The sequence below is a fragment of the Streptomyces hyderabadensis genome (genome assembly GCF_020404845.1).
GTDB lineage: Bacteria > Actinomycetota > Actinomycetes > Streptomycetales > Streptomycetaceae > Streptomyces > Streptomyces hyderabadensis.
In genome coordinates this window covers 6,928-31,208 of the sequence record NZ_JAIOJZ010000067.1, presented here as the reverse complement: position 1 = coordinate 31,208, position 24,281 = coordinate 6,928, and the positions used below count along the sequence as shown (strand labels likewise).

Here is a 24,281-nt window from a genome sequence, read left to right as displayed (position 1 = left end):
TCACCACCTTGGCCAGTGTCTTCGGGTCGACGGTGCGCACGTCCACCCCGTTGACCAGGACCTCGCCGTCGGTGGCGTCGAAGAGGCGGGGGACCAGGCCCAGCAGGGTCGACTTGCCGCTGCCGGTCGAGCCGATGACGGCGGTCGTCTCGCCCGGCTTCGCCACCAGGCCGATGTTCCTGAGCACCGGCTCCTCGGCACCCGGGTAGCGGAAGCCCGCCTCCCGGATCTCCAGGTGGCCGTGCCGGCGCAGTTCGGTGACCGGTGCCACCGGCGGCACCACGCTGCTCTCGGTCTCCAGCACCTCCTGGATGCGCTCGGCGCACACCTCCGCGCGCGGCACCATCATGAACATGAAGGTGGCCATCATCACGGACATGACGATCTGCATGAGGTAGGCGAGGAACGCGGTCAGGTCGCCGATCTGCATCCCGCCGCTGTCGATCCGGTGGGCGCCGAACCAGACCACCGCGATCGACGACAGGTTCACCACCGTCATGACCACCGGGAACATCAGCGCGAGCAGGTTGCCGGTGCCGAGGGCGACGTCGGTCAGCTCCGTGTTGGCCTTCCGGAAGCGCTGCTGCTCGTACTCGTCGCGGACGAAGGCACGGATGACGCGGTTGCCGGTGATCTGCTCGCGCAGCACCCGGTTCACCGTGTCGAGGCGCACCTGCATCTGCCGGAAAAGCGGGCGCAGCTTGCGCACGATCAGCGTGACGCAGATCGCCAGTACCGGCACCACCCCGAGCAGCACCCCGGACAGCGGCACGTCCAGGCCGAGCGCCATCACGATGCCGCCCACGCACATGATGGGCGCCGACACCATCAGCGTGAACGTCATCAGGGCCAGCATCTGGACCTGCTGCACGTCGTTGGTGGTCCGGGTGATCAGCGAGGGCGCGCCGAAGTGGCCCACCTCGCGTGCCGAGAAGGACTGCACCCGGTCGAAGACGGCACCCCGTACGTCCCGGCCGAGGGCGGCCGCGGTGCGCGCGCCGTAGAAGACGGCCCCGATGTTGCAGACCACCTGGGCCAGCGAGATGCCGATCATCAGGGCGCCGTAGCTCAGGATGTAGCCCGAGTCCCCTTTGACGACACCGTCGTCGATGATGTCCGCGTTCAGGGTCGGCAGGTACAGGGAGGCGCAGGTCTGCAGGAACTGCAGGGCCACCAGCAGGGCGATGGGTTTCTTGTACGGCCTGAGATAGGTCCGCAGTAGTCGTATGAGCACACTGAGTCTCTCGGAGTCGGCGACAGGGGCCGCGGTTGGTTGCCCCTGGCCCCTATCGTCGAACACTCCACCCGCGTTACCTCAACCGATTAACCCAAGAGCGCGGCAAATTCCGGCCTACGGGCGGTAAGCCTCCGCTTCACAGCGCGCCCGGGTGCGTCTGCTCGCGCACCGACACGAACTGCTGGCGCACGGCCTGCCCCACCGCCAGCTCCTCGCCCGGTTCCAGGACCTGCGCCACCGCGCCCTGCCAGACCGGGGGAGTGCGCGGGTCCAGGGTGCCCTGGGAGACGCCCAGCGCCCAGGCCGCCTGGCGGGCCGCGCCGATCGCCGCGTAGTCCGCCGGCTGCGGCACCACGACCTGCGTCCCGAACAGCGCCGGCGCCGCCGCCTGCACGGCCGGCAGCTCGGCCGCTGCGCCGAGCAGGAACACCCGCCGTACGTCCACGCCCCGGCCGCGCAGCACGTCCAGGGCGTCGGCCAGGCCGCACAGCATCCCCTCGAAGGCGGCCCGCGCCAGGTGCTCCGGCCGCATCGACTCGCGCCGCAGGCCGGCCAGGGTCCCCGCGGTGTGCGGCAGGTTCGGCGTCCGCTCGCCCTCCAGATAGGGGAGCAGGACCAGCCCGTGCGACCCCGGCGTCGACTTCATCGCCAGCTCCGACAGGCTCTCCAGGTCCGGCATCCCGAGCAGTTCGGCGGTGCCGCGCAGGGCCCGTACCGCGTTCAGGGTGGTGACGACCGGCAGGTGCATGCCGGTGGCGTCGGCGAGGGAGGTGATCATGCCGTACTGGTCGACGAGGGCCTCCGGGTGCACGGCCATCACGGACCCGGACGCGCCCAGCGACACCACCGCGTCGCCCAGCCCGATCCCGAGCCCGAAGGCCGCGGCCTGGGTCTCGCCGGTGCCGGCGGAGATCAGCAGTCCCTCCGGAGTCGTGCCGGCCGCGTCGGCCGGGCCGATCACCTCCGGCAGCATCGCCTGATGCCCGAGCGCCAGCTCGACCAGGTCGGGCCGGTAACCGCCGGTCGCCGCCGACCAGTAGCCGGTGCCCGACGCCCCGCCCCGGTCGGTGGTCCGCCGCACCGGCCGCCCGAGCAGCTGCCACACCAGCCAGTCGTGGGCCTGGAGCAGTACGGCGGTCCGCGCGGCGGCCTCCGGTTCGCTGCGCGCCAGCCACCGCAGCTTCGTCACGGGCTGCGCGGTCTGCGGCACCGACCCCACGGCCTGCGCCCAGGCCTCACGCCCGCCGAGCGCGTCGATCAGGTCGGCCGCCGCCACCTGGGAGCGCTTGTCGCCGCCGACCATGGCCGGGCGCACCGTGTTGCCCTGCGCGTCCAGCGGCACGACCGAATTGGCCTGCGCGGACACGCCGATGGCCTGCACGCCCTCCAGGAGCCCGCCGCCGGCCGCCTCCCCGAGGGACAGCAGCCAGGCCTGCGGATCGACGTCTGCGGGCCGGCCCCCGCCCTCGGGGCTCTCCAGCGGGTGCGGCGCGTAGCCCTGGCGCAGCACGGCACCCGTGTCCGCATCACAGACGACGATACGAGTGAAATCGGGCGAACTGTCCAACCCGGCGACTATCCCCATACCCGAAATTCTGCCGCACCGGCCGAGGTCCCCGTACCGGGACCTCGGGTCTCAGGTGTTGCTGGTGCCCCAGTCGTCGGGACCGCTGCCGTTGCTGCCGCGCTCCCGCAGCGAGCGCACCCGGTGGGCCACCGAGTCGGGCATCCGGTCACCGACCTTGTCGCTCACCACGTGGTACGCCTTGTCGGCGAAGTGCCTGCCCTGCTGGGCCGCCGACTCCGCGGTGTTGCGCACGGCCGGGTTCTGCGCGACCTGCTGCGCGGACTTCCGCAACTGCTCGTAACGCTCCCGCCCGGCCTTCGTGCCGAGCACGTAACCCACCGCTAGTCCGACGACGAACGTGAGCCGGTAACGCATGGCGGCCACCCTTCCCTTCACTGGCTCCGGGGTGCTGGCGAGTACCGATTGGCGGAGCACCCCCCTGCTTGCGCTAATGTATGTGTCGCAGCGAGCGCGCGCCCCCTGGCGAATACCCAGGCAGACACGTTCGATGCGACACGAGACATTCCTCGGTAGCTCAATTGGCAGAGCAGCCGGCTGTTAACCGGCAGGTTACTGGTTCGAGTCCAGTCCGGGGAGCTCGGTCCTCCGTAGCTCAATTGGCAGAGCAGCCGGCTGTTAACCGGCAGGTTACTGGTTCGAGTCCAGTCGGGGGAGCACCGTGAACGAGGGCCCTCCGGGGTCCTTTTTCATGTGCCCGGCAGGTCTTCTCAAGTCCCGGGAACCATGCGGCACGCTGCGGAGTCCTCAAGGTCATGAAGGCAGCCGCGGAAGCCGACCAGCCGAGGCAGGAGATCGTATGAGCGGCTATGCTGCGGCAGACGGCGCGCACACGTGTACGCGACACGCCGCTATGGGGCGGTAGCTCAGCCGGTTAGAGCAGCGGACTCATAATCCGTCGGCCGTGGGTTCGAGTCCCACCCGCCCCACCCAGGATCCTCCCAGGAGAACCGTTTCTACCTGCGGAAACGCGAGAACGGGGGTCACCACTCCAGGGTGGCGACCCCCGTTCATTCGTTCAGACCAAGATCCAGGGGACACACAGGGGACAGGGCCCGGATCAGCGGACACAGGGGCCCTCACGCCGCCTTCCGGCGCCTGTTCGAAGCCCGGCGGGCGGTCCGGGACGCTGCGGGCGGCAGGCCCGTCGGCAGTGCCCAGCCGTCCACGCCCGGAGAGTCGGAGCGGGCGATCGTGAAGCGCGTGAGCGAGAAGTCGGCTCGCTGCTCTTCCGGGTACCGGTCGTTGAAGTTCTCGACCCGGACCAGCTCCAGGTCGTGTGCGGTGCAGTGGTCGCGTATCCACTTCACGGCCGCGTTGGCGGCGTCGTCCTGGCCCCGGCCGGCGAGGGTGATCATGCCGAGGAGATCGGAGTCGGGCTGGCTCTGAGCTCCCACTGCCCAGGTGTCACCTGACTGGCGTGTGCCGTGGGCGAAGAAGACAGCGATGTCGCCCTGCCAGGCCCTCTCGGGGATCGCCAGGGGGGCGCACCTCGAAGGGTACTTCCCGGGGGACGACGGCCATGACCGACTCGGCCTCGGCTCGCATCATCTCGGGCAGCACACTGGTGTAGGTGTCGGAGGTGATCTGGCGCGAGGAGTGCCCCAGCTTCTCCTGGACCACCTTGATGTCGGTACCGGCGAGCAGGGACAGGGTGGCCGCCAGGTGGCGCAGGTCGTACAGGCGGACCGGGGGCAGGCCGGACAGCTCCACGAGGCGGGTGAAGCGGCGGAAGATCCAGTCGGGGTGCAGTGCCTCGCCGTTCTCGTGCGTCCACACGCGGCCGGTTTCGACGTAGCGTCTCCCCACTCCTGGCGCTTCTGCTCCTGCTTCGCCCGGAAGCTGACCAGGTTGTCGCCGGACTCGAGGCTCAGGGAGAGGGTGCGGACGCTGTCGGTCTTAGGCGCTTCGCCGTACAGCTGGTAGGCCACCTCCACGATCTGCTGGGAGATCCGCAGTCATAGGGCGTACGTGCTGACCTCTGTCCAGGGCAGCGCGGCCATCTCGCCGCGGCGGGGGCCGAGGAAGATGAAGCTGTGCCACAGCTCGTAGAACTGACCGGTCAGCTCCGGTGTCCAGACCATGACCGGGCCGGGCTTCTCGCCGGTGCGCTTCCAGTGCTCGATGCGCTCGGGCGTCCAGACGAGCGGCTTCAGCCGGGTGACCGGCGGCAGCTCCACGAGCTGTGCCCAGTTCTTGGCGAACGCCTGCTCGCGCTTAATCCCCCAGGACAGCGCCGAGCTGAGGGTGTCGTTGATGCGGTGCATGGTGGCGGCGGAGGTGACCTTCCGCAGCCCCTTCTTGCCCTCGCGGAGCGCGGCGTTCGCGTCGAGGAAGGCGCGGCGGGCGGCGCGGCGCTCCTCCTTCTTGGCGTAGCCCGCCGTCTTCACCCAGGCCCGGTGTGCGGCGTCACGTTCCTGCTGGAGCTGATCGACGCGGAGACGGTGGAGGATCCGCTCGGCGTTCTCCTTCTCGATCGCGTCGTACATCTTGTGGAGGTGCCGGGCCTTGAGGTCGCGGCGTCTAATGTGCCCGAGGTGAGGGAGGAGGTAGTTGTTGATGTGCTTCTCGTAGCCGTGGCGGGTGGTGCGGGCGAGGAACTTTTTCGCCTTGATCCACCGGAGGAAGAAGTCGCCGCACGTCTCGTCGGAGAGCACGTCGGTGCCGGGCGTGGCCGCGTCGTACAGCTCCTTGGCCTTCTTGGCGTCCTCCTTGGTGGCGAAGCCGCCGCGGCGTATTCGGGCGCGCTTGTTGCCCTCGCCGCGCTCGGCCTCGAAGTAGAAGTACCAGGTGCCGTGTCCCTTGCCGAGCTTCGGGCACGTCAGCCCGATGTCCCCGATCTTCGGCTTGCCCTCCGCGTCGAGGACGGGGGTTGCCCTCCTTGTCCTTCAGCGCCCCTTGCACTGGCACCGCCGGTAGTAGCTCGACTCGAACATCCGACCCCTGCTCCCTGTTGACTGTTGCTTGGATCACAGGCAGACATCGGTGCGCGTACGTGTCCGTACGTGTCTGGCGTGATCTCTTTCGATCTTGCTGGGGGTGTCGGACAGCGTTGTAAAGTTGCTGACAAGTTGGCGCGGGGGAGACAGGCGACCAACGATGACTGCTCGGGAAGCGGGCGGACCGACCGGAGCCATGCGGCTGGAGGAGCTACTTGCTCTCCCGGCCGCGGTCAATGTCACAACAGCGGGACGTGCGCTGGGCATTGGCCGCGACAAGGCATACGAGTTGTTGCGCCGATACCACGCCGCGGACGGACAGCGAGGCGAACGCCCAGTCAGTACATGCCAGGCCACTGACATCGGCACCGCTCCTGATCTTGGAGACTCTGTCCGGGATTGAGTGCACTGCCGGAGGCATATGCGAATCAGGGCGGCACGAGTCGGCCACATCCGGGCACACAAGGCAGCGTGTCTCGAGCATGCAGACGCAGGTCAGGCGGAGGTCATCCCCCGGCGACGGTAAGAGTCTCGTTGCCGTGCGCGGCTCCCTGCGACAGCGCCGCCATCTCTAAGCAAGACGTCGTTTCGGCCGAATTTTACGCCGCGATGCAGGCAGCAAAGCCGCCCGATAAGTTCAGTTAGTTCACATTTGGGAGATATAAGGCGTCGCAAGAGGGTGCCGCAGGAGTACTTACTGTCCAGTACCGAAAGTGCGTACGAATTCGCGGTCTGCTCCGCCGACTGTGTTGTCAGTGGGTGCGCTTAAGCTCGTGCCAGTTGTTAAATCAGCAGGTGGGGGGCGAGCAGAAGGATGTCTCCGGACTTCGAGGTCGGGCACCTTGTCACGTTCACAGGAGCGCCCGGAATCGGCCGAGTGGGGGCTGTCGACGGGGGTTCTCTCCGCATCGACTTCTTCGAGTCCGTCGCCGAGCCAGAAGTCGAGTCGCGCACGGTTCCAGCGACTGCATGCCGGCCCGCCGTGCTCAAGCGGGAGACTCGCGTTTTCTGGCGTAACCCGAACACGGGAGCGTGGCTCGCTGGGCGAGTACAACTGGCCCGGCGTCCCACGTATTTCGTCCACTTCCCGAACACCCAGTCAGACCTGCCGGTGCAGGAGACCGAGCTTCGCGTCCGGTGGGACAAACCTGTGCGCGACCCGCTCCAAGTGCTGGTCTCGGGGGGCAACGAATCCGGCTACTACCACAACACTCGGCTACCGCTGCTTCATAACCTCATCGGCCAGCGGGCAGCCTGTGCCAGCACACCCGCCCTGCTGTCGTCCGCGGTCGAGATCTACCCCCACCAGATCCACGCGGCCCTGACCGTGCTCTCCGATCCGGTCCAGCGGTATCTCCTCGCCGACGAAGTCGGTCTGGGGAAAACCATCCAGGCTGGCTACGTCATTCGGCAGACCTTGATCGACAACCCGAGCGCCCGGATCACGATCATCACGCCGGAGATCTTGCGGCGGCAGTGGCTGAGCGAACTGCGCGAGAAGTTCTTCATCAGCGACTTCGTTGACCGCCGCGTGCGGTACTCATCCCACGAGACGCCGGAGAACTGGGCCGAGTACCACGACAGCGAACTCGTCGTCGTGGACGAGGCTCACGAACTGGTGCACAACGCCGATAATAGTGACCCCCGGTACCGCGAACTGTGCGCCCTGGTCCACGCCGCCCCCAAGCTTCTCTTGCTGTCAGCCACACCGATCACAGCCGGACCGACAGCTCAGTTGGCCCTTCTACACCTCCTCGACCCCGCCCTCTACAGCTGGGAAGACCGGGACGCCTTCGAGCGCCGTCACGAGATGCGTGAGAAGCTCGCGGACCGCGTCTCCGGCCTCGATGAGAAGTTCCCTCCCCTTCTGCCCTCCACCATCGACCGCATCCGGGACGTCATCCCCGAAGACCCGCTCTTCGAGGAGTTGGCCCCGCAAATCCTCGAACTCCTCGACGAGTACGACGAGCTCGCCGACGAAGCGAACACGCCCGAACTCGCCCTGCGTGTCGAGGCGCTCCGTGCTCACATCAGCGAGACGTACCGGCTCGACCGCCGAGTGATCCGTCACCGCCGAGCCCGTGTCCTGCGTGACGACGAAGACTCCGACCTCGTCCCCTATGTCGTACGCGGTCGAGCCCTCCCCCAACTCCTCGGTGACGGGACGCCGCACTCCATTGCCACGGAGACTGCACGGACCTGGCAGCGTGAAACGTGGGATCGTCTCCTTGACGAGAACCTCGATGAACAACGATCCGCGTACGGTCTCGTTCTCGGCATCCTTGTCTCGCGACTCGGCGGTCCCTCCAACGACTTCCTGGACTCCCTGCGGTGGCGCGTGCGCCAAGACACGCAGGCAGCAGGTCGTGCTGGCCTGACGAGCCAGGAGCGCGACCTGCTGGCCGGCCCGCCGCTGCTCACGCACGAGTCGACTCTCCTGGAGCGGCTCGAAACGAAGCTCGAACAGGACCTCCTCAAAGAGGAAACGGACGAGCTCACTGCTGTCCTCCTGCCCATCGTGGCCCAGAGCGGAAGAACCGTGATCTTCGCGGGAGCCGGATCGCTCGCATCGAATCTGGCCGCAGAACTGCGGCGTCGCCTCCCCGACGTGCTCGTTGCCGAGCACACCCGACACGCCGGATCGGAAGCGTCACACAAGGCCGTAGAGGCATGGCGGGCTCCCTATCCGAAGAACCCTCGGGCTGCTCGTGGGGCTGAAAAGCTGCCTCGCGTACTCGTCATGGACGACTCGGCTGACGACGGCCTGAACTTGCAAACCACCAACACAGCGGTACACCTGCGGCTTCCCTGGTCACCGAACCGTCTGGAGCAACGACTCGGCCGCTTCGACCGATACCCCGACTTCGGGGAGACCGGTCAGGACCCCGCGACTCAGTTCGTCCTTGCCGAGGCTGGCGAGTTCACCGGGGCCTGGCAGGCTCTACTGAAAGACGGCTACCAGATCTTCTCCGGGTCGGTCTCCACCCTGCAGGACGCCATTGCAAGGGATCTCGCGGGCGTGTGGTGCACCGCCCTCGTTGAAGGACCGGACGGAGTGGCCAACTCATCGCCACACGTTGCGTCCCAGTTGAAGGACGCTCGGGCTGCCATCGCCAAATTCGATCGAGTCGAGGCCGTCCACGAGTCCGCCACCTACCAGACAGACGTTGCCGCCGAAATCGCAAAATTCGAGCAGCCGCGCCGCAAGATCGAAGATGCCTTGCTCAACTACGCCGGCGACGGATCCTCCGGCATCAAGCTGCCGCACTGGACACGCTCGGTGAACGGCTGCGTCCGCCACAAATTCAACCTCGAGGCCCAGCCGCTGGTCTCCCCGCACCTCTACCAGAGGCTGAAGACCAAAGTGCCGGCCGAAGCCGCTGAGGCCACGTTCTTCCGGGCCGACGCACTGCGCTCCTCCGGCACCCGTCTGCTCCGTATCGGCAACCCGCTCGTCGACATGCTGACCTCGGTCATCTACACCGATGACCGAGGGCAGGCCACGGCCTTCTGGAGACTCGACCCCAACCACCGGGGCGCACTGGAGCCCTACTTCGGCTTCGACTTCGTGGTAGAAGCCAACATCAACGGCGCCGTCGCCCTGGTCAACGATGTGGGCGCGGAGAAGGCCCGCCTCGCGCTCCGCCGACAGGCAGACCGGATCCTTCCCCCCTTCGCCCTCAAGGTGTGGGTCGCAGCAGGCAGCACGAAGGCCGTTACCGACGAGCAGACCCTCGTATGGCTGGAGAAGCCCTACGACAACAACAAGGACCACAACTACAACCCGAAACTGATCCATGAACTCACCGACATCTTCGGAGGGTGGAAGTACTACGCAGCCGCAGCAAAATCAGCCAACGTAATCGCCCTCGAAGAGCTTGAGCAGGTAACCAAACTCCCTGCCATGTGCGACCGCGCACAGAAGGCGGCCCGCCGTCGCCTCGCGGTAGCTGCAGCCCAGGCCAAGTCTCGTGGGGCAGCCAGCCACCTCCTGGGAGATACCGAGAGTTACATAACGGACGTGTCCGTCGCGGACGCCCTTGTCGAGGGACTCACCCAGCCAACAGTGCGACTGGTCGCGGCCACGTGCATCGTGAAGAGCGGGTATAGGAGGGTGGGGCATGGCTCCTGACGCAAGCAGCACCTCCCTGTTCAAGGCTGCTCTAAACATTGACAGTTGGACAGGAGCCGACGAACTTCTGCGTTCCTGGCCCTCGGTTCCGCCCATGGACGACAGCCAAAGCACCCTGCGACGCCTCCGCGACGCCCTCGTCGGACTGGACAACGGGTCGTCGGGATGGCGAGATGCGGCGGCCCTCATCCGTCAAGTCCTGCTTGAAGCCCAGGCCCGCGGGGTCCACAGCGGCCTGGTTGTCCCCAAACACCCTGTACTGCCCTCCCAAGAGCAATGGTCACAATTGCACTGCGATGCGATGCCACACGAGCGGGGCTTGTACATCACAGCGAAGCCCTGGCATCCACCGGTGGAAGAGAGTGATACGGCAGCAGTAGCTCGTGAGGACCTGCGGCAGGTGTACCTAGGAGAAGCGGCCGAACACCGTCGCCGCCGGGAACCCCACCCGGCGGACCCGTTCTGGACGGCGGCGCTCGGCGCGACGCACGAGCAGTACTTGTCCTTCGGTCAAAGGCAGGCTGCGCGGGCCGTCGCGCTCGCGCAAGGCGGCACCGTGATCATCTGCCTGCCCACGGGGCACGGCAAGACCGCAGTCATCCAGGCACCTGCGCTGCTCGCGAGTCGAAGCGCCGGCGTCTCAGTGGTGGTCGTGCCTACCGTCGTCCTTGCCCTCGACATGGAGCGCCGTACCCGCCCTCTGATGGAGGCGCAAGGGCGGATCAGTCCTACGGGACGCTATGCCTATGTCGGTGGCCTGCCGGACGACGTCAAGCAGCAGATGCGCGATGACATCCGCACGGGCCGGCAGCGCCTCGTATTCACCTCACCTGAGGCTCTTGTCCGGAGTCTGCGCAAGCCGCTTGAAGATGCGGCAGGAGCTGGTCTGCTCAAGTACTTCGTCATCGACGAAGCCCACCTCGTGGAACAGTGGGGCAACGGATTCCGACCCGAGTTCCAGACCATGTCCAGCCATCGTCGCACCTGGTTGAGCAAGGCTCCCGAAGGTCTGGCACCCGTCACGGTCGCCATGAGTGCCACCCTCACCACACAGCAAGTCAGCACGCTTGAAGATCTCTTTGCAGGACCAGACAAAGCTCAGATTGTCTGGGCTTCCCAACTTCGTCACGAGCCTACCTATTACATCAACGCGTCCGCGACCACTCAGCGCCGCGAGAACTCCATTCTTGAGGCTGTGTCGCTCCTGCCTAAACCCATGGCCTTGTACGTCTCGACAGTGGCAGATGCAAAAGAATGGACGAGGCGCCTTAAAACTGCTGGCTTTCATCGAGTCACTCATGTAACCGGGGACTCAAGTGACCAGGACCGACGCGATGCAGTGGAAGGCTGGGGCGGTAGATCCACCCACGCCGACAGCAGAGTTTCCTCCAGATACGACATTGTCGTCGGCACTTCGGCATTCGGGCTGGGTGTAGATCTGCCGGACGTTCGGACCGTGCTACACGCATGCCTACCCGAAACCGTTGACCGGTACTACCAGGAGATCGGCCGAGGCGGCCGCGATGGAAACCCGTCGGTCGCGTACATGGTGACAGCACCCGGTGACCGGGACATCGCCGAAACCCTCGGTAGCGAACCAGTCATCTCCTCTGAGAAAGCGTGGAAACGCTGGGATGCCATGTTCCGACGAGAACAGCAACTCGGCGGCAGCCGCTACAGGCTCAACCTAGACTCCCGCCCCAGCCACGTCAGCGAGGATTCTGAAACTAATAGGTCGTGGAACGTTCGGGTTTTGAATCTCATGGTTCGCGCGAAGCTGATCGAACTCCACGTGCCGCAACCTCCTCAGCGCCAAGGTGAGGAACTCGAATCCGCCTGGGAGGCGCGCGTTGAGGAGTTCAAGAAGCGCGTGGCGACACAAGCTGAGGTCACAATCAAAGATCCGCAAGTCAACACTACGGAGCGTTTCGCTGATCGTTTCGAGGCAGAGCGCAAGAAACTTCTTGATGAGCAGAAGAAATCCCTCAAGGGTCTCCAAGAGGCGCTTGGTGGAAGTCAGTGCATTGGTGATGTCCTCGGGGAGTACTACCGCCTGCGTCGAGGCCAAGTTTCCTTGCCAACCCGTGTGACCTGCCGCGGATGCCCGAACTGCAGGGCAACTGGGCACCCCGACAAGTCTGGCTTCTACCGAATCGCGGGTGAGCCTCGGCCGTGGCTGCGTTTCCCGGCACCTCCCGTGGAAGACCCGCTGGCCCACTACCGTGACGGCCTATCGTGTCTGAGTTTGTGGTGGGAGGACGAGCAGGAACTACGGCTCTACGTGCCCCGCCTCCTGGAGCGGCTGGTCCGGCGGGACATGACCATCGTTGGCGGTCCTGGTGTCACGGCTCGATGCCGAGAGGTGCTCCAGAAGGCAGCACGTACACACCCTGTTGTACTCGACGAGGATGCAGAGTTGCTGAAGTCATGGGCCGGCCCCGTGGTTTGGATCTTGGACGATTCGGCGTCACTCGACTACGACACCGCCGCACGGTTCAGTTCGGAGGACGTCACATACCTCCTCCACCCGCACCAAACTCGACACCCAGACCGGGCCACTGACCTGCTGATCGATATTCACCGAGCCAAGCTTCCGGTCTTCCGTGCCTTGGAGGAACTCTGATGACTCTCCTAAACGTAGGCGCAGCCCTGCCATCACAAGCATGGGCCGTGGTGCGGCTGCTCGCCTGCCTTGACAAGGCACCCCCCTTGGAAGAAGCGCGTGCTCTGTTGTCTCCACCTTCAATCCGCGGTGAGAAGACACAGGACAAGCCCGCCTTCGATAAGGCAATCAGCACATTGGAAGAGTTGGACCTAATTCGGATCGAAGGGAAAGATCAGCAACTGTTTCTCGCTGGCCAGGCTGTGGACCTCGACGGCCAGGACGTATCTGCGTTCGGCTCCGCACTCCGACGCGCGATCCTCGATCCTGCCAAGAACACATCGCTTGGCGACTCACCTGACCAAACCGGACCTCGCGACCTGACCAGAGCTCTGGCGTGGCTGCTCACGTTTGACCCCACAGATCCAATGGACTGGCTCAGGGCGCAGAACGAGCAGAGAGAGGCCTTGCGTCCTGAGGCAGGACCCGTTTTCTCCAACCACACTCGTTGGCTTCGCTTCAACTACTGGGCGCCACCTCTAGGCCTAGCGGGAGCGCCTCTATTCCAAATCGAGGAAGGCAACGCAAACCGGCTTGTCCCTGACTGCACAGTCGCCGTGAGACAAACCCTTGCCGAACTACAGCAAACCGACGTGAGGATAAACGCAGTGGAGCTCTTGCGTACAATCCGCGAACAGCTCCCTGTACTGCCAGGTGGTGCTCACTCACGAGCGGTGGGACTCCGCTCACCGGGAGACACCGCAGCCGGCGCAGTTCTCTCATATGCGCTGCTTCGCGGTGAAGACGAGAAGTGGTTGCGGCTGGAGCACGATGACGATGCTCAACACGTTCTCCAGGTGCACGACCCGGATAGGTCATCTGCACGGCCAGTCAGCGCCATCACCATCTTGGAGGCCGTCAATGGCTGACTTCCGCGACCTCTGCTGGGATCCAGCGACCGCAACTGCCACGATCAACACCGAGGCCATCAGCCCGCACCGGTCCGTATTCCTTGCCACGCATGCACCCTTGCGTATCAAGCGCGCCTTGGTCTCGGAGGACAAGCAGGTCCAGCCCATCGGCGACCTGATCAATGAGCGGTCGGTGATAGACGACTTCGTCACGAAGAAGTCGGACTCAGGTGCTCTCCTGATGTTGGTCCTCGGAGACACCGGGTCCGGGAAGTCCCATCTGATTCGATGGGTGCGCGAGAAACTCCCGGAGTTCATTCTCGACTCGGCCACCCACGAGGTCATCTATCTTGAACGCTCTATGACGAGTCTCAAGGCAGTGGTCAAGGCTCTCATCGCCAAGGCAGACAGCAGCGAGCTAGCACAGCTCAGGGATGATGTCGACAGGTTCACTGCCGAAATTGATCAAGAGTCGCTTGGCCGCCGAATCCTCAATGAACTGAGTGAGTGCCTCTCTTCGACGCCACCGAAGGAGATCCCTGGGCCAGGACGGGTCCTTGCCGGCCCCGGCAGACTGGCAGCGATGCTGCATGACCCGTTCATTCGGCAGCACATGCTGTCGGAAGGGAAGTTTGTTCCGCGACTCGCGGCTCAACTCCTCAAGGATCGTCATAGCGGGCAAGATGAGCGTCCCGAGAGCTTCACCATTGAGGACTTGCCCCTAGAAGTCGATTATGACAACGCCGCTTCGGATATGGTCGCCCGGCTGCTTAACCAGATTGCTACGCGAGACGACCTACAGGCCACGGCCGTGGATCTACTCAACAGGAATTTGGAAGCTGCGGTCAAGAACGCGGCCAACCTTGGCGCAGGACGTCTCCAAGACGCCATGATGCAGGTACGTGCGGAGTATCAGCGACTTGGCAAGGAAATCATTCTTCTAATTGAGGACTTTGCTCTCATCCAAGGCGTCCAACAGGACCTCCTGGACGCAGTTATCGAAGCAGCGAACCGAGACGGAAGGACATCGCTCGCCCCAATCCGCACGCTTATGGCTGTCACCCCAGGCTACCTTGAACAAATTCCAGAGACCGCGCTGAGCCGCATTCGAGCCACAGCAGGATACGTCTACAACCTGGATGTCCCATTCAGTCAAACTGACACCGGCAGCCAAGAGATCACCTCATTCGTCGGACGCTATCTCAATGCGGCCCGCGTGGGCCGAAACGCTCTGGAGACAGCTCGTGACGGGGAGACGCCTAACGCGTGTGACGGATGCACTCTACGGGAACGCTGTCACGAGGCCTTCGGCGTGACACCGCAGGGCTACGGCTTGTTCCCCTTCAACGCTTCCGCGCTTGTCAGAACCGTCCACTCTACCGCTGACTCAACGAAACCATGGTCGTTCGTCCCTCGGACCGTCCTGGGCAGTGTCGTACGCCCTCTTCTGATCAATCACGCCGACCAAATCCGCCGAGGAGAATTCCCCGACTCTGAATTTCGACGTCGGTTCCCGAGAGCCGAAATCGATAAGGAACTGGGGCGAGATGCGCATGCCTTCATCGACGACCATGACCGCGTCGATCCTGAACGCCGAAAAACCCTCCTGCTATTTTGGGGAGACGCTCCTGCGGACGCCAATGAGATCGATGAAACAATCCTGGAAGCATTCTCCTTGCCTCCCCTGGATGGGAAAAGTCGAAGGATTCTGGCGGCAACGTCAACAATCTCCATGGCAGACCGAAAGGCTGAGAAACCAGATAAAGAGCCCGAGTCCACCATCGATGCGGATAATATTCCCCGGTCCCTGAAGCGGAAACTGGAAACCGTCAAGGTCTGGCTGACAAAGGAAGAGGTTCTCGACAACACGACGGCTCATAATGTCCGCTCCATAATTGCAACGGCCGTGCTCCAGCGATACCGCTGGGAATCACCGCTCATGCATGAGCAGCCAAAGAAGGTGACGGATAAGGCCTGGCCTAATAATGCGACCGTGGTTTCAGTAACTGGGGCGGATGAACGGCTGGCTGGCGCTGCTGACGCACCTATCCGCTTTGGGCGTACAGCGAAGGACAGTTACTTCTTTGAGAGCCTGTTGTGTGCAGAGGCGGGAAAGGGTCAGGTCAGAAGCCAGGACATTCGGCGTCTCGCAACGTACGCCGACCAGCACGGATCAGCCCTTACTTCCCGTGTTCAGCGCCACCTAGAGATCACCGACGAGCAGTTGGTGCTCGGTCTACGCGCTTCCCTGCTGGGAGCGATGCTCGCTGGTCAGGCGTACCCAGGGATGGAGATCGCTGCTCTACTGACGGCGGTTCTGGACGAAGGCCAGGGATGGGAGCGGACAGACGTCGCGCTGCGCACAAAGCAGTGGAACGACGCCTTGAAGCGTCACCTCGATGCGCGTCCTGCTCTCGTAGATCGACTCAAGGAAGCCGTGGGTGTCGCCCAGGGTGTGACCGGAGCGGTGAGGATGATCGACGCTGCCCGAGTGCTTCCCCTGCTGCGGCAAGCGGCGTCTCAGTGGGAATGGACGGTCGACCGGACGCAGGTTCCGTCTTGGGTCCAGAAGGCAGTAACTGGCTTCGCCTCGCTTCCGACGCTGGTGGACGCTCAACTCGCCGAACTCGAACGGCTGTTGGTCGAGGTCCGGAGCCGTCACCCTCGTGGAACCAACAGCGCACACACCCTCGCCGCAATTGAGGGCGCTCTCGCCGCGGCCCAGGAGGTCAATGGGCTGATGCCCCTCGGAGTTGATCAGACACTCCGTTTCGAGGAATTTCTCGAGCGAGGCAGGAAGGCCGAATGGAGCAAGGTCTCCGAACTGGAAGACGACCTCGCCCGGGCATCAGATGAAATTCGAACCGACCGTGTCCGCCAGGCCGCTCGCTTTGCTGCGGCAGCGCAGGATCGCGGCACAAGCATTCAAGACATCCTTCTCCTGCTCTCCGAGAGCGAATCGTGGCTGGAAGCTGCGCTGAGAAGAGTTGAAGCGCGAGCGGGTACCACTGCCATCGACAGCGTCTCTCTCGCCATGCAAACGGTGCTCGGTGAATGGAGTGAGGTAGCGCACCTCGCCTCTGCCTCTTGGAAGACGACCGAGGCTCCCGTCGCGCAGGAGGGGGATAACGAATGACACAAAGACCCGTCTACGAGATGGCGCTGCAACTACAGGACCGTGCCCGGCAGTTGTCTGAGGGCGCGGCTGGGGAGAAGGAAGCAGCCCGGGTTGCGTCACGTATCAGCGAATTGACGGCACGCCTGGCAGAGCTTCGCAGGGAAGTCACTGTGGCGCTTGCCTTGAAGGACCAGGGCGCAGCAGTCGTAGCGAGCCTGCCGACAGCCAGCGATGGACTGGAGCCGTTCACTCGGCGGGCTGAGAACGGATGGCCTGGCGACCAAGCCTTCAATACGGCCAAGCGCAAGGTGCAGGAAGCAGCCACGGCCATCCGTGAAGAGAATCTAGCGGCGTGGGCCGAGTGGTCTGGTCGACGTCTCGCCGCTCTTCCCCTGGCCAGGATTCCGATGCTGCCTCCACAAGAGCAAGCATCGGCTCGGTCACGTCGCGTGGACCTCGAACGGGCGGCATCAGCCAAAACGGTGACCACGGGCGACATCACGCTGTTCGTGACCAAGTGGGAGTCTCTTGCCGAGTCGCTGCGTGATGCAAAGGAGCCTCCAGCCGAACTACTCGCGCTCCTCGAACGCCTCGACAGTCGGCCCGCACCGACACTCCGTGACATCACAGATCAGGAAATCGCCCTCCTGCGCGAATTCGCCATGGACGGCCAGGTCTCACTGACAAGGAAGGGCGCGTGACACAGCTTTTCGGTCAAGGATTCGCCAATGCTCTCCTCAACCGACTCGAAGATCGCGAACTCCCGCTGCTCTCATGGGGTGTAACGGAAGGCTCGCTTTCCGAGGCCGAAGTTCTGGAGACCATCGACGAACTACTTCTCACACGGCAAGACGCACCATTCGGCGCCTCACCCGACGAGGTTCTTGAGGAGTGCCTCGAGCGGGCCCTGCTACTCGAGGTACCGGTGCCCGTCGTCTCTCCACCGCGGTACCGCACCCGCATGGCAGAAACCTTGAGGCTGACAGTTGGGCTCCGGCAACTCTTCGTACGCGGATGGTCCACGCCGCCGGAACGAGGCTGGTGGCGGCAGCAGAAGCGACTGGTTGCCGACTACCGGCTCCACGTAGCCCCTCGCCGCTACCCCCGCCGTGGCATTCCCGCGGATGTCGCCCTGGCCGAACTGGCCAATCTTGATCACTGGCGCGACCTCCAGCACTCCGTGGCAGCGGCCCACGTCGGGAGCTACAAGCTGGCACGCTTCCAGTTGAAAGCAACCTGTGCTGTGTTTACGGCGCTTGGCGGTCGGCGCTCAGCGGGAATCATCGTCGGCGCCGGCACCGGTAGCGGCAAGACGCTCGCCTTCTATCTACCGGCGTTCGCCGCCATGGCGGAGCACGCACGCCCAGGCACAAAACCGCGCGTGCATACCCTCGCGCTCTACCCGCGGTTGGAACTGCTTCGCGATCAACTTCGGGAAGCGGTTCGCGCGGCTGAGGGCGTAGAGCCCGCCCTGCGTGCCCAAGGACGCCGTCCCCTGCGAATCGGCGCACTATACGGCAGCACACCTTGGAGCATCAATGATCCCAAGTTGCAGCCGGGGAGCCAGGCTCGCGGAGCCTGGGCGCGAACCGCAGACGGGGCCGTCTGCCCGTACCTGCCCTGCCCCAACCCCGATTGCGGGACGGGTGACCTGGTGTGGTCAGACAGTGACCGGCTCCAGCGCCGCGAACGGCTCACCTGTGCGGAGTGCGGCTACACGATCAGGGACGGCTGCCTGGCACTGACGCGAGACTCGCTGAAGGACAAGGAGCCTGACCTCCTCTTCACCACCACGGAAACGCTCAACCAGGCCAGCGGTAACAGTAACCTTGAGCGGCTGCTTGGCTGGTGCGGCGGCGACCCCGGTCCCGCCCTTGTCCTGCTCGACGAGGTCCACACCTACACCGGTGTGCACGGTGCGCAGGTCGCCCTCCTCCTCCGCCGCTGGCGGGATGCGGTCGATCGGCCCGTCACCTTCGTCGGGCTGAGCGCCACACTTCGAGACGCCAAGCACTTCTTCGCGCAGCTCACGGGGCTGCGTCCGGGCGACATCGAGTCGATCGAGCCGGCCGAAGCTGAGTTGGAGGCCGAAGGCCGCGAATACGCCATCGCTCTCCGCGGGGACCCCGTCGCCGGGGCGAGCCTGCTGTCGATGTCGATCCAGACAGCGATGCTCTACGGGCGGGTGCTGGACCTCGAGAGCGACCGATTCCTATACGGCTCCAAGGGCTTCCTGTTCACCGATGACCTCGACGTCACCAACCGCTTCTACGACGACCTCCGTGACGCCGAAGGAGGCCAGACCCGGACCGGCCGCCGAAACGGTTGGGACCCCGTGCTTGCAGGCCTTCGCTCCCCGGATCGAGACGAGCACGGTGCCCGGTACCGTGAAGGACAGTCCTGGGATCTCGTCGAGAAGATCGGCCACGACCTCGATCCCAGCCTCCGCCTGCATCACTTGCGCATAGGCCGTACGTCATCGCAGGACGCGGGCGTCGACCACGACGCGGACCTCACAGTGGCCACTGCCTCGCTGGAAGTCGGCTTCAACGACCCACGCGTCGGCCTGATCTTGCAGCACAAGGCACCTCGGGATGCCGCCGCGTTCATCCAGCGCCGCGGTCGGGCCGGACGTCAGCGCGGGACTCGTCCCATCACTGTGGTCACGCTGTCAGACTACGGTCGTGACCGCCTCGCGTACCAGGCTTATGAAACCCTGTTCGCCCCCGAGGTGCCGGCCCGCACACTGCCCGTGGGCAACCGGTTCGTCCTGAAGATCCAAGGTGCGCAGGCGCTTCTTGACTGGACCGCCCGTAAACTTCGCCGTCGGAACCCATGGGCCGACCCTCGAAAGCTGCTGGAGGCCCCATACAGCAATGCCACGCAGAAGCGGGACCCGGCCTCCGAAGACCTGCTCGCCGACCTGCTCCAGGCGCTCCTCGACGATTCCGGACTCCAGGATGACCTCGCCAACCATTTGGTGAAAGCCCTCCAGATCAGCGCAGACGAAGCTCAGGCACTGCTGTGGGAGCAGCCCCGCTCGCTGCTCCTAGCCGTAGTACCGACAGCCCTGCGTCGTTTGCGGAGCCGGTGGCACCCTCTACGTGAAGACTCGGGGGCAAGGGAAGGCGCTCTCCTGCCAGAGTTCGTCACCCAGTCGTTGTTCGCGCCTCTGAATCTGCCAGAGGTGGACCTACTGCTTCCGTTCTCCGAGGGCGACAGTGTCGAGCAGTTGCCCATCGCCCGTGCTCTGCGCGAGGCGGTGCCGGGGCGGGTCAGCCGCCGCTATGGTTACCGTCGCGACGAGCATCGGACGTGGCTTCCCCTGCCTCCCGACGGTACGGACACCCTGCCGCTCACTGAAATCGTCCGCGGTCACGATCCCGAGGGGACTTGGCACCCTCACGGACAAGACGCCTCTGTTGAGGTCTTCCACCCGCATCAGCTCATCCTCGATCAGCCTCCGCAGGAGATCGACACCCGATCTCAGGGCATTCCTCGATGGGGCACGCAGATCGTTGCCTCCCAAGACGTGCCGCTGAGCCCGGCAGCTGTTCCGTACCCATCTCTGTGGTCTCAGCGCGTCGTGGGGGTGAATTTTGCAACGCATGCCGGCGGCAACCCCATCGAGGTTCGACGTATGACGATGGGCGCAGACTGCGAGGTCGTTCGTAAGCGCGGCGGGAGTGAGAAGCGAACCGTGCACTACGAAGTGAACGGCCAGCCAGCAGCCCTCGGGTTCCGGCTTGGTGTCGATGCGCTCCACGTCAGGCTGCGGCCGCTGAACCTCGCGGATCCTGCTATCCGTGCGTATCTCGCCCGTCCTCAATGGCGGTCGCTGGCGTTTTCGCAGGCAGTCTCTGAAGATCCAACACTCGCCGAAATCACGAACACGTTCCAGCGTGAGTGGCTGGCCCAGGTTTATTTGACAGCGTTCGCCTTGGCTGGTCTCGACGGTATGCGTACCGGCGAGCAGGTGCGGGCTTCGCTCGCCAATGGATCATGGAGTCACAATCTCGCTGAGATCTTCAAGGTCCTCTACCGGGACAACAGCGACTCTGAACAGCCCGTAGACGGTGATCGTCTCGTCACTGCCCTTCTGGAGTTGTCCCACGACGATCGTGTGATCGCCGCCCTCGACAGGGCCGCGGAACTCCTGGTGGCACCCGACGTGGCTGACCTGACCGAAGAACTGGCTCAGCGGGCGTACCGAGACACCCTCGCCGCTGCAATAGCCAGCGCGGCGCAGCGCGCCTGCCCCGACGCGCAGGAAGGCGACTTGATCGTCGACGTGCTCCCCGGAGACGGCCCGGGTGACCCGGCTACTATGTGGCTGAGTGAGACGTCCATCGGGGGCCTGGGCGTCGTCGAGCACCTCGTGCAGTACTACACCGAAGACCCACGCCGCTTCTGGGGGCTCGTTGCCAGCGCGTTGGCCCCCAGCGATTACGAGTACGTCGACGCGACGCTGACTCGTCTCCTACAGCACCTCATTCAGGAACCCGGCGGCGAGGCCGCCGACGCGATAAGGGCTCTTCGCGGTGCTGATGATTCGACGGCAGCGGCTGCTGCGCTCCAAAGGCTTCGGTCAGCTTGGGAGCGTCTGGACGGTCCGCCGAGGCGCACGGCGGTGTCGGCCATGTCGACACGGCTCCTGCGCCCGGGCTCAAGCCCCGATACGGACGCGGTGGCGCTGGGCCTCGTCGACGCCTGGAACGAGTTGGAACGCCGGCTCGGTGTCGAGGTCGACGCACGCGTTGTGGCATACGCAGCCGGGAAGGGCCGCCTCTCGCTGCCCAGTTCGCATGTAACTGCGGACCAGGCGTTCAGCCTGCTGTGGCCTCGCGGACGACAGGCTCGAACCCAAGATCTCCAGCACTACCAGCCTTATGTAGGGTCGCCCGTGCTTGACCGGCTTCTCGTGCAAGTCGCGCACGACGAGCGTATCCCGCAGATCGATGTAACCGAGACCGACTGGGCCCTGACGTATCAGAAAGCGATGTCAGAAGGCGCTGCGGTGCACCTCGTGTGTCCTGCGAGCGAAGGCTCAGCGATGGCACAGGCCCTCGTACGCGTGCCAGCCCTGCCAGTAGACCGCGATGTCCTGCGGGTGTACGGCGAGGTCCGTGGCTTCGCCCGCCAAGGCGACCAACTTCAAGTTCGAGTGGAACTTCGGGAGGCAGCGCAGTGAGCGTCCTGGAACGGACGGTCCGTATCGGAGCGGGTACGGGCCTTCGGATCGATGCAATGCTGTCGTCCGCTTTGATCGCCGAAGTGGTGAACCCAAGCAACGAGATCTGGCTGGTCTCGCCGTGGATCACTGATATCCAGGTCCTGGACAACAGCCAAGGCGCATACGACTCGTTCTTCGGTGATGTGCCTCCGTTGGGCTGGCGGTTGTCTGAGACCCTGATTCAGATCGCGAGCAGAGGGACACGCGTCCACGTGGTGACGCGACCAGACCCCCACAATGCACCCTTCCTACGAAGGTTGGAGTCGTCAACGGAACGCGACTTCATCCATATCGTGCTGAACCCGGATGTGCATGAAAAGACACTATGCGGTGACGAGTGGATTCTGACTGGATCGATGAACTACACGGTCCGTGGCATGGCAGTCAACGATGAATCGGTCACGTACAAAGTCGGCGGTCCAGAGGCAAGCCAGGCCCGGCTGGACCTGAGGCAGAGGTGGGGTGCCGGCGCGTGAATCAGATCCAGAAGCGCACACGTGAGCAGTCCGAGCACTTCTTGCAGATGTTCTTCGGGGAAGGAAACGGGGTCTGGCCGAACCTCGACCCGGAATACCGGCACGGCCACCGGACTCTACCCTTCGTGCAGGCGTTTCGGCGCGGCGACGATGCCCCCATCGTGCTGCCCCGCACGTACCCAAGCGGGGATCGTCGGTTCGTGATGTACGTCGTCGCGAGAGACACAGTGGACGCGGTGAAGACGGCTGAGTTGATCCGTGCATTCGCCGGCCCGACGTACATCGCCTACAACCCGCAGTGGGGCTTGCGTCCCGCCGAACTCGACCCCGACGACCCCATCGAGAAGGCCATCCTCGACCACTTCGGGCCCGGGGTAACCTTCCGTCTCACCACCGGCAAGACCCCTCAGCACCGCACGAACCTGGCTGAGGCACTCCAACTCATGCAGCGGACAGTCGCAACTCGGCCGCCCAGGTTGTGGCGACTCGCCAAGCCCATGGGACGGCTCTTGGCCGATTTCGACGCGTCGCTGTCAGCAGGTGGCGAGTCGGCATCTCTTGATGTGCTGGAGCAGTTGGCCGCAACCGGTGGCATTACTGCAACCAATCTGGCCAACTTGCACATCAAGAGGCTGGACCGGTTGGGGCGCAGTGCAGATGTACTTGCGTTCCCCGGACTGCTCGACATTGTTCGCCAGAACCCGCCTGCTCCAGTCCGGGAAGCGATTCTTAATGCCATCTATTCGGTAGCGTTGGAGAAGCCGCTAACGGAGAACGATCTAGATGCCGCGAAGAGCACCCTGATCGAATCTGGCAGGGTGATCCCAGATCTACTCTCCGGCGAGTTCAGCAGTTTTGGGCCCCAGGCCCTGACGGTGTTGTTGCTTGCCGCCAGAGTCCGTGAGGACATGGCGGTCTTGCAACGCCTTGTAGGCGCCATCCAGCACAGCGGCCATGACAGCGAAGTCCCGTCGTCCGTGTGGAAGCACGTCGTGGAACTGCTGGAGCAGGAGAAGACGGCCGAGGCGTCAGCAGGCCTGCTTCCCGAACAGCAGCCAACTTTGGTCGAGTCAACAGTCGTGCGTGTGCTGGAATCTCACATGCCGGTCGAGTCCTGGGCCGCGCTCTTGAAGGCGATCGCAGGGAGAGCTCCCGAGGCCCAGGCTGTCCTGGAGGATCGGAGATGGGTGGACTGGCCCAGTCCGGCAACCGAAGATGCGGCGCTCGCTGAGTTCCTGGACGGCTTGCAGGACCATGAGGCAGACCGTGTGTGGAGCGCGGTAGGCGCCTTCATCGATGCCATTGGGTATGAAGCACCCGCAGGGCGTACGGCCCACGCCTTCATTCGCAATGCGCTGACCTTCGACCGGTTCGGCCCAGGGGATCTTGTGGTCCTCCAGGCCCTGATGGAGATTGCTCTACGAGCGGCTCCCTCTGAGGCCGAGTACAGGGACCTGCTGGAGGAGATTGGGTCGGAGCGGAGCAGGTGGGTGGCTGCCGAGCGGGCAGCAATCGCCCTCGACTTCGTCGACCGGCTCTTTCTTGCGGCGTGTCCCAGCGAGGATGCTCGCAGCAACCTGGCGTATGCGCTGTTGGAGCCTCTGTGGCTGCATCAGCAACGGCTTGACACAGCTGACTTGGCGTTCGCCAAGCGCCTCTCCCAAGAACTCGGCATCGAGTTTGCGTGGGAGGCGCCTGCCGGTGATGAAGCCGATGACGAGCTGGCGACTGCCATCCCGCCGCTGACGCTCTTGCTGTACTCGCTGGATGAATCCGTCCTCACCCGCTGCCAGGAGGAGGTCAAGCAGCTGGCGCCGGCGGTGAAGGTCGTGACGGCCGCGGATCACGTCGGTTCGCCGCAACTCCGACAGAAGGCCCGTTCAGCGGATGTGATCGTCTTGGCGACGCGCTGTGCGAAGCACGCTGCAACCGGCTTCATCGATCAGAACGCGGAGACCGAGCACATCGGATACGCGAATGGCAGTGGGTCGGCTTCTCTTCTTCGTGCTGCGGTCGACGCTCTTCGCGCTGCTGCATTGTCGTGACGG

Annotated in this window: 14 protein-coding genes and 3 tRNA genes; 11 read left to right on the top strand and 6 right to left on the bottom strand. The window is 64.4% G+C overall.

All coding sequences use genetic code 11. The features are described from left to right. The 3 genes from K7854_RS33055 to K7854_RS33045 all read right to left on the bottom strand — a co-directional run. On the bottom strand, positions 1-1,234 hold a 1,234-nt coding region (locus K7854_RS33055), incomplete at its 3' end, for an ABC transporter ATP-binding protein (RefSeq protein WP_226030248.1). A gap of 139 nt (positions 1,235-1,373) precedes the next feature. After that, positions 1,374-2,822 (bottom strand): xylulokinase, encoded by a 1,449-nt coding sequence (locus K7854_RS33050; protein WP_226030247.1) that lies wholly within the window; start codon positions 2,820-2,822, stop codon positions 1,374-1,376. Between the two features lie 51 nt (positions 2,823-2,873). Further along, positions 2,874-3,179: a YtxH domain-containing protein gene (locus K7854_RS33045; protein WP_016326153.1), complete on the bottom strand. Its 306-nt coding sequence runs from the start codon at positions 3,177-3,179 to the stop codon at positions 2,874-2,876. Positions 3,180-3,328: 149 nt separating this feature from the next. Between K7854_RS33045 and K7854_RS33040 the strand changes: the two genes are divergently transcribed. From K7854_RS33040 to K7854_RS33030, 3 genes are all read left to right on the top strand, one after another. Continuing rightward, positions 3,329-3,401, top strand: a tRNA-Asn gene (locus tag K7854_RS33040). Positions 3,402-3,406: 5 nt separating this feature from the next. Then, positions 3,407-3,479: transfer RNA gene (locus K7854_RS33035), tRNA-Asn, on the top strand. Positions 3,480-3,677: 198 nt separating this feature from the next. Beyond that, a tRNA-Ile gene (locus tag K7854_RS33030) sits at positions 3,678-3,751 on the top strand. A gap of 150 nt (positions 3,752-3,901) precedes the next feature. Here K7854_RS33030 and K7854_RS33025 read toward each other — a convergent pair. From K7854_RS33025 to K7854_RS33015, 3 genes are all read right to left on the bottom strand, one after another. Continuing rightward, positions 3,902-4,219, bottom strand: a complete 318-nt coding sequence (locus tag K7854_RS33025; protein WP_226030246.1) for a hypothetical protein — start codon at positions 4,217-4,219, stop codon at positions 3,902-3,904. Between the two features lie 10 nt (positions 4,220-4,229). Next, positions 4,230-4,631, bottom strand: a complete 402-nt coding sequence (locus tag K7854_RS33020) for a tyrosine-type recombinase/integrase (protein ID WP_226030245.1) — start codon at positions 4,629-4,631, stop codon at positions 4,230-4,232. Between the two features lie 149 nt (positions 4,632-4,780). Then, positions 4,781-5,479 (bottom strand): tyrosine-type recombinase/integrase, encoded by a 699-nt coding sequence (locus K7854_RS33015; RefSeq protein ID WP_226030244.1) that lies wholly within the window; start codon positions 5,477-5,479, stop codon positions 4,781-4,783. 1,096 nt (positions 5,480-6,575) lie between these two features. Here K7854_RS33015 and dpdE point away from each other — a divergent pair. The 8 genes from dpdE to dpdD are packed head-to-tail and all read left to right on the top strand — an operon-like array spanning position 6,576 to position 24,278. After that, the gene (dpdE, locus tag K7854_RS33005; protein WP_226030243.1) at positions 6,576-9,893 is read left to right on the top strand and encodes a protein DpdE; all 3,318 of its coding nucleotides are present in this window, start codon (positions 6,576-6,578) and stop codon (positions 9,891-9,893) included. Next, on the top strand, positions 9,883-12,516 hold the full coding sequence (gene dpdF, locus K7854_RS33000) for a protein DpdF (protein WP_264088029.1): 2,634 nt from the start codon (positions 9,883-9,885) through the stop codon (positions 12,514-12,516). The genes dpdE and dpdF overlap by 11 nt, the downstream gene beginning before the upstream one ends. Beyond that, a complete protein-coding gene (dpdG, locus tag K7854_RS32995) occupies positions 12,516-13,424 on the top strand; it encodes a protein DpdG (RefSeq protein ID WP_264088028.1) in 909 nt (302 codons plus the stop codon). Before dpdF ends, dpdG begins: the two co-directional genes overlap by 1 nt. Next, positions 13,417-16,542, top strand: a complete 3,126-nt coding sequence (gene dpdH, locus K7854_RS32990) for a protein DpdH (RefSeq protein WP_226030240.1) — start codon at positions 13,417-13,419, stop codon at positions 16,540-16,542. Before dpdG ends, dpdH begins: the two co-directional genes overlap by 8 nt. Continuing rightward, positions 16,539-17,225 (top strand): hypothetical protein, encoded by a 687-nt coding sequence (locus K7854_RS32985; RefSeq protein ID WP_226030239.1) that lies wholly within the window; start codon positions 16,539-16,541, stop codon positions 17,223-17,225. The genes dpdH and K7854_RS32985 overlap by 4 nt, the downstream gene beginning before the upstream one ends. Beyond that, a complete protein-coding gene (gene dpdJ, locus K7854_RS32980; protein WP_226030238.1) occupies positions 17,222-21,715 on the top strand; it encodes a protein DpdJ in 4,494 nt (1,497 codons plus the stop codon). Before K7854_RS32985 ends, dpdJ begins: the two co-directional genes overlap by 4 nt. After that, a complete protein-coding gene (dpdK, locus tag K7854_RS32975) occupies positions 21,712-22,233 on the top strand; it encodes a phospholipase D-like domain-containing protein DpdK (protein WP_226030237.1) in 522 nt (173 codons plus the stop codon). The genes dpdJ and dpdK overlap by 4 nt, the downstream gene beginning before the upstream one ends. Then, complete coding sequence (gene dpdD / locus K7854_RS32970) at positions 22,230-24,278, top strand: protein DpdD (RefSeq protein ID WP_226030236.1); 2,049 nt, start codon at positions 22,230-22,232, stop codon at positions 24,276-24,278. The genes dpdK and dpdD overlap by 4 nt, the downstream gene beginning before the upstream one ends. Positions 24,279-24,281: the final 3 nt, after the last annotated feature.

Bases quoted from the DNA above. Each gene is read 5' to 3' on its own strand.
- dpdH (WP_226030240.1), top strand. From the start codon at position 13,417: ATGGCTGACTTCCGCGACCTCTGCTGGGATCCAGCGACCGCAACTGCC.
- K7854_RS33050 (WP_226030247.1), bottom strand. From the start codon at position 2,822: ATGGGGATAGTCGCCGGGTTGGACAGTTCGCCCGATTTCACTCGTATC.
- dpdG (WP_264088028.1), top strand. From the start codon at position 12,516: ATGACTCTCCTAAACGTAGGCGCAGCCCTGCCATCACAAGCATGGGCC.
- dpdE (WP_226030243.1), top strand. From the start codon at position 6,576: ATGTCTCCGGACTTCGAGGTCGGGCACCTTGTCACGTTCACAGGAGCG.
- K7854_RS33045 (WP_016326153.1), bottom strand. From the start codon at position 3,179: ATGCGTTACCGGCTCACGTTCGTCGTCGGACTAGCGGTGGGTTACGTG.
- dpdF (WP_264088029.1), top strand. From the start codon at position 9,883: ATGGCTCCTGACGCAAGCAGCACCTCCCTGTTCAAGGCTGCTCTAAAC.
- K7854_RS32985 (WP_226030239.1), top strand. From the start codon at position 16,539: ATGACACAAAGACCCGTCTACGAGATGGCGCTGCAACTACAGGACCGT.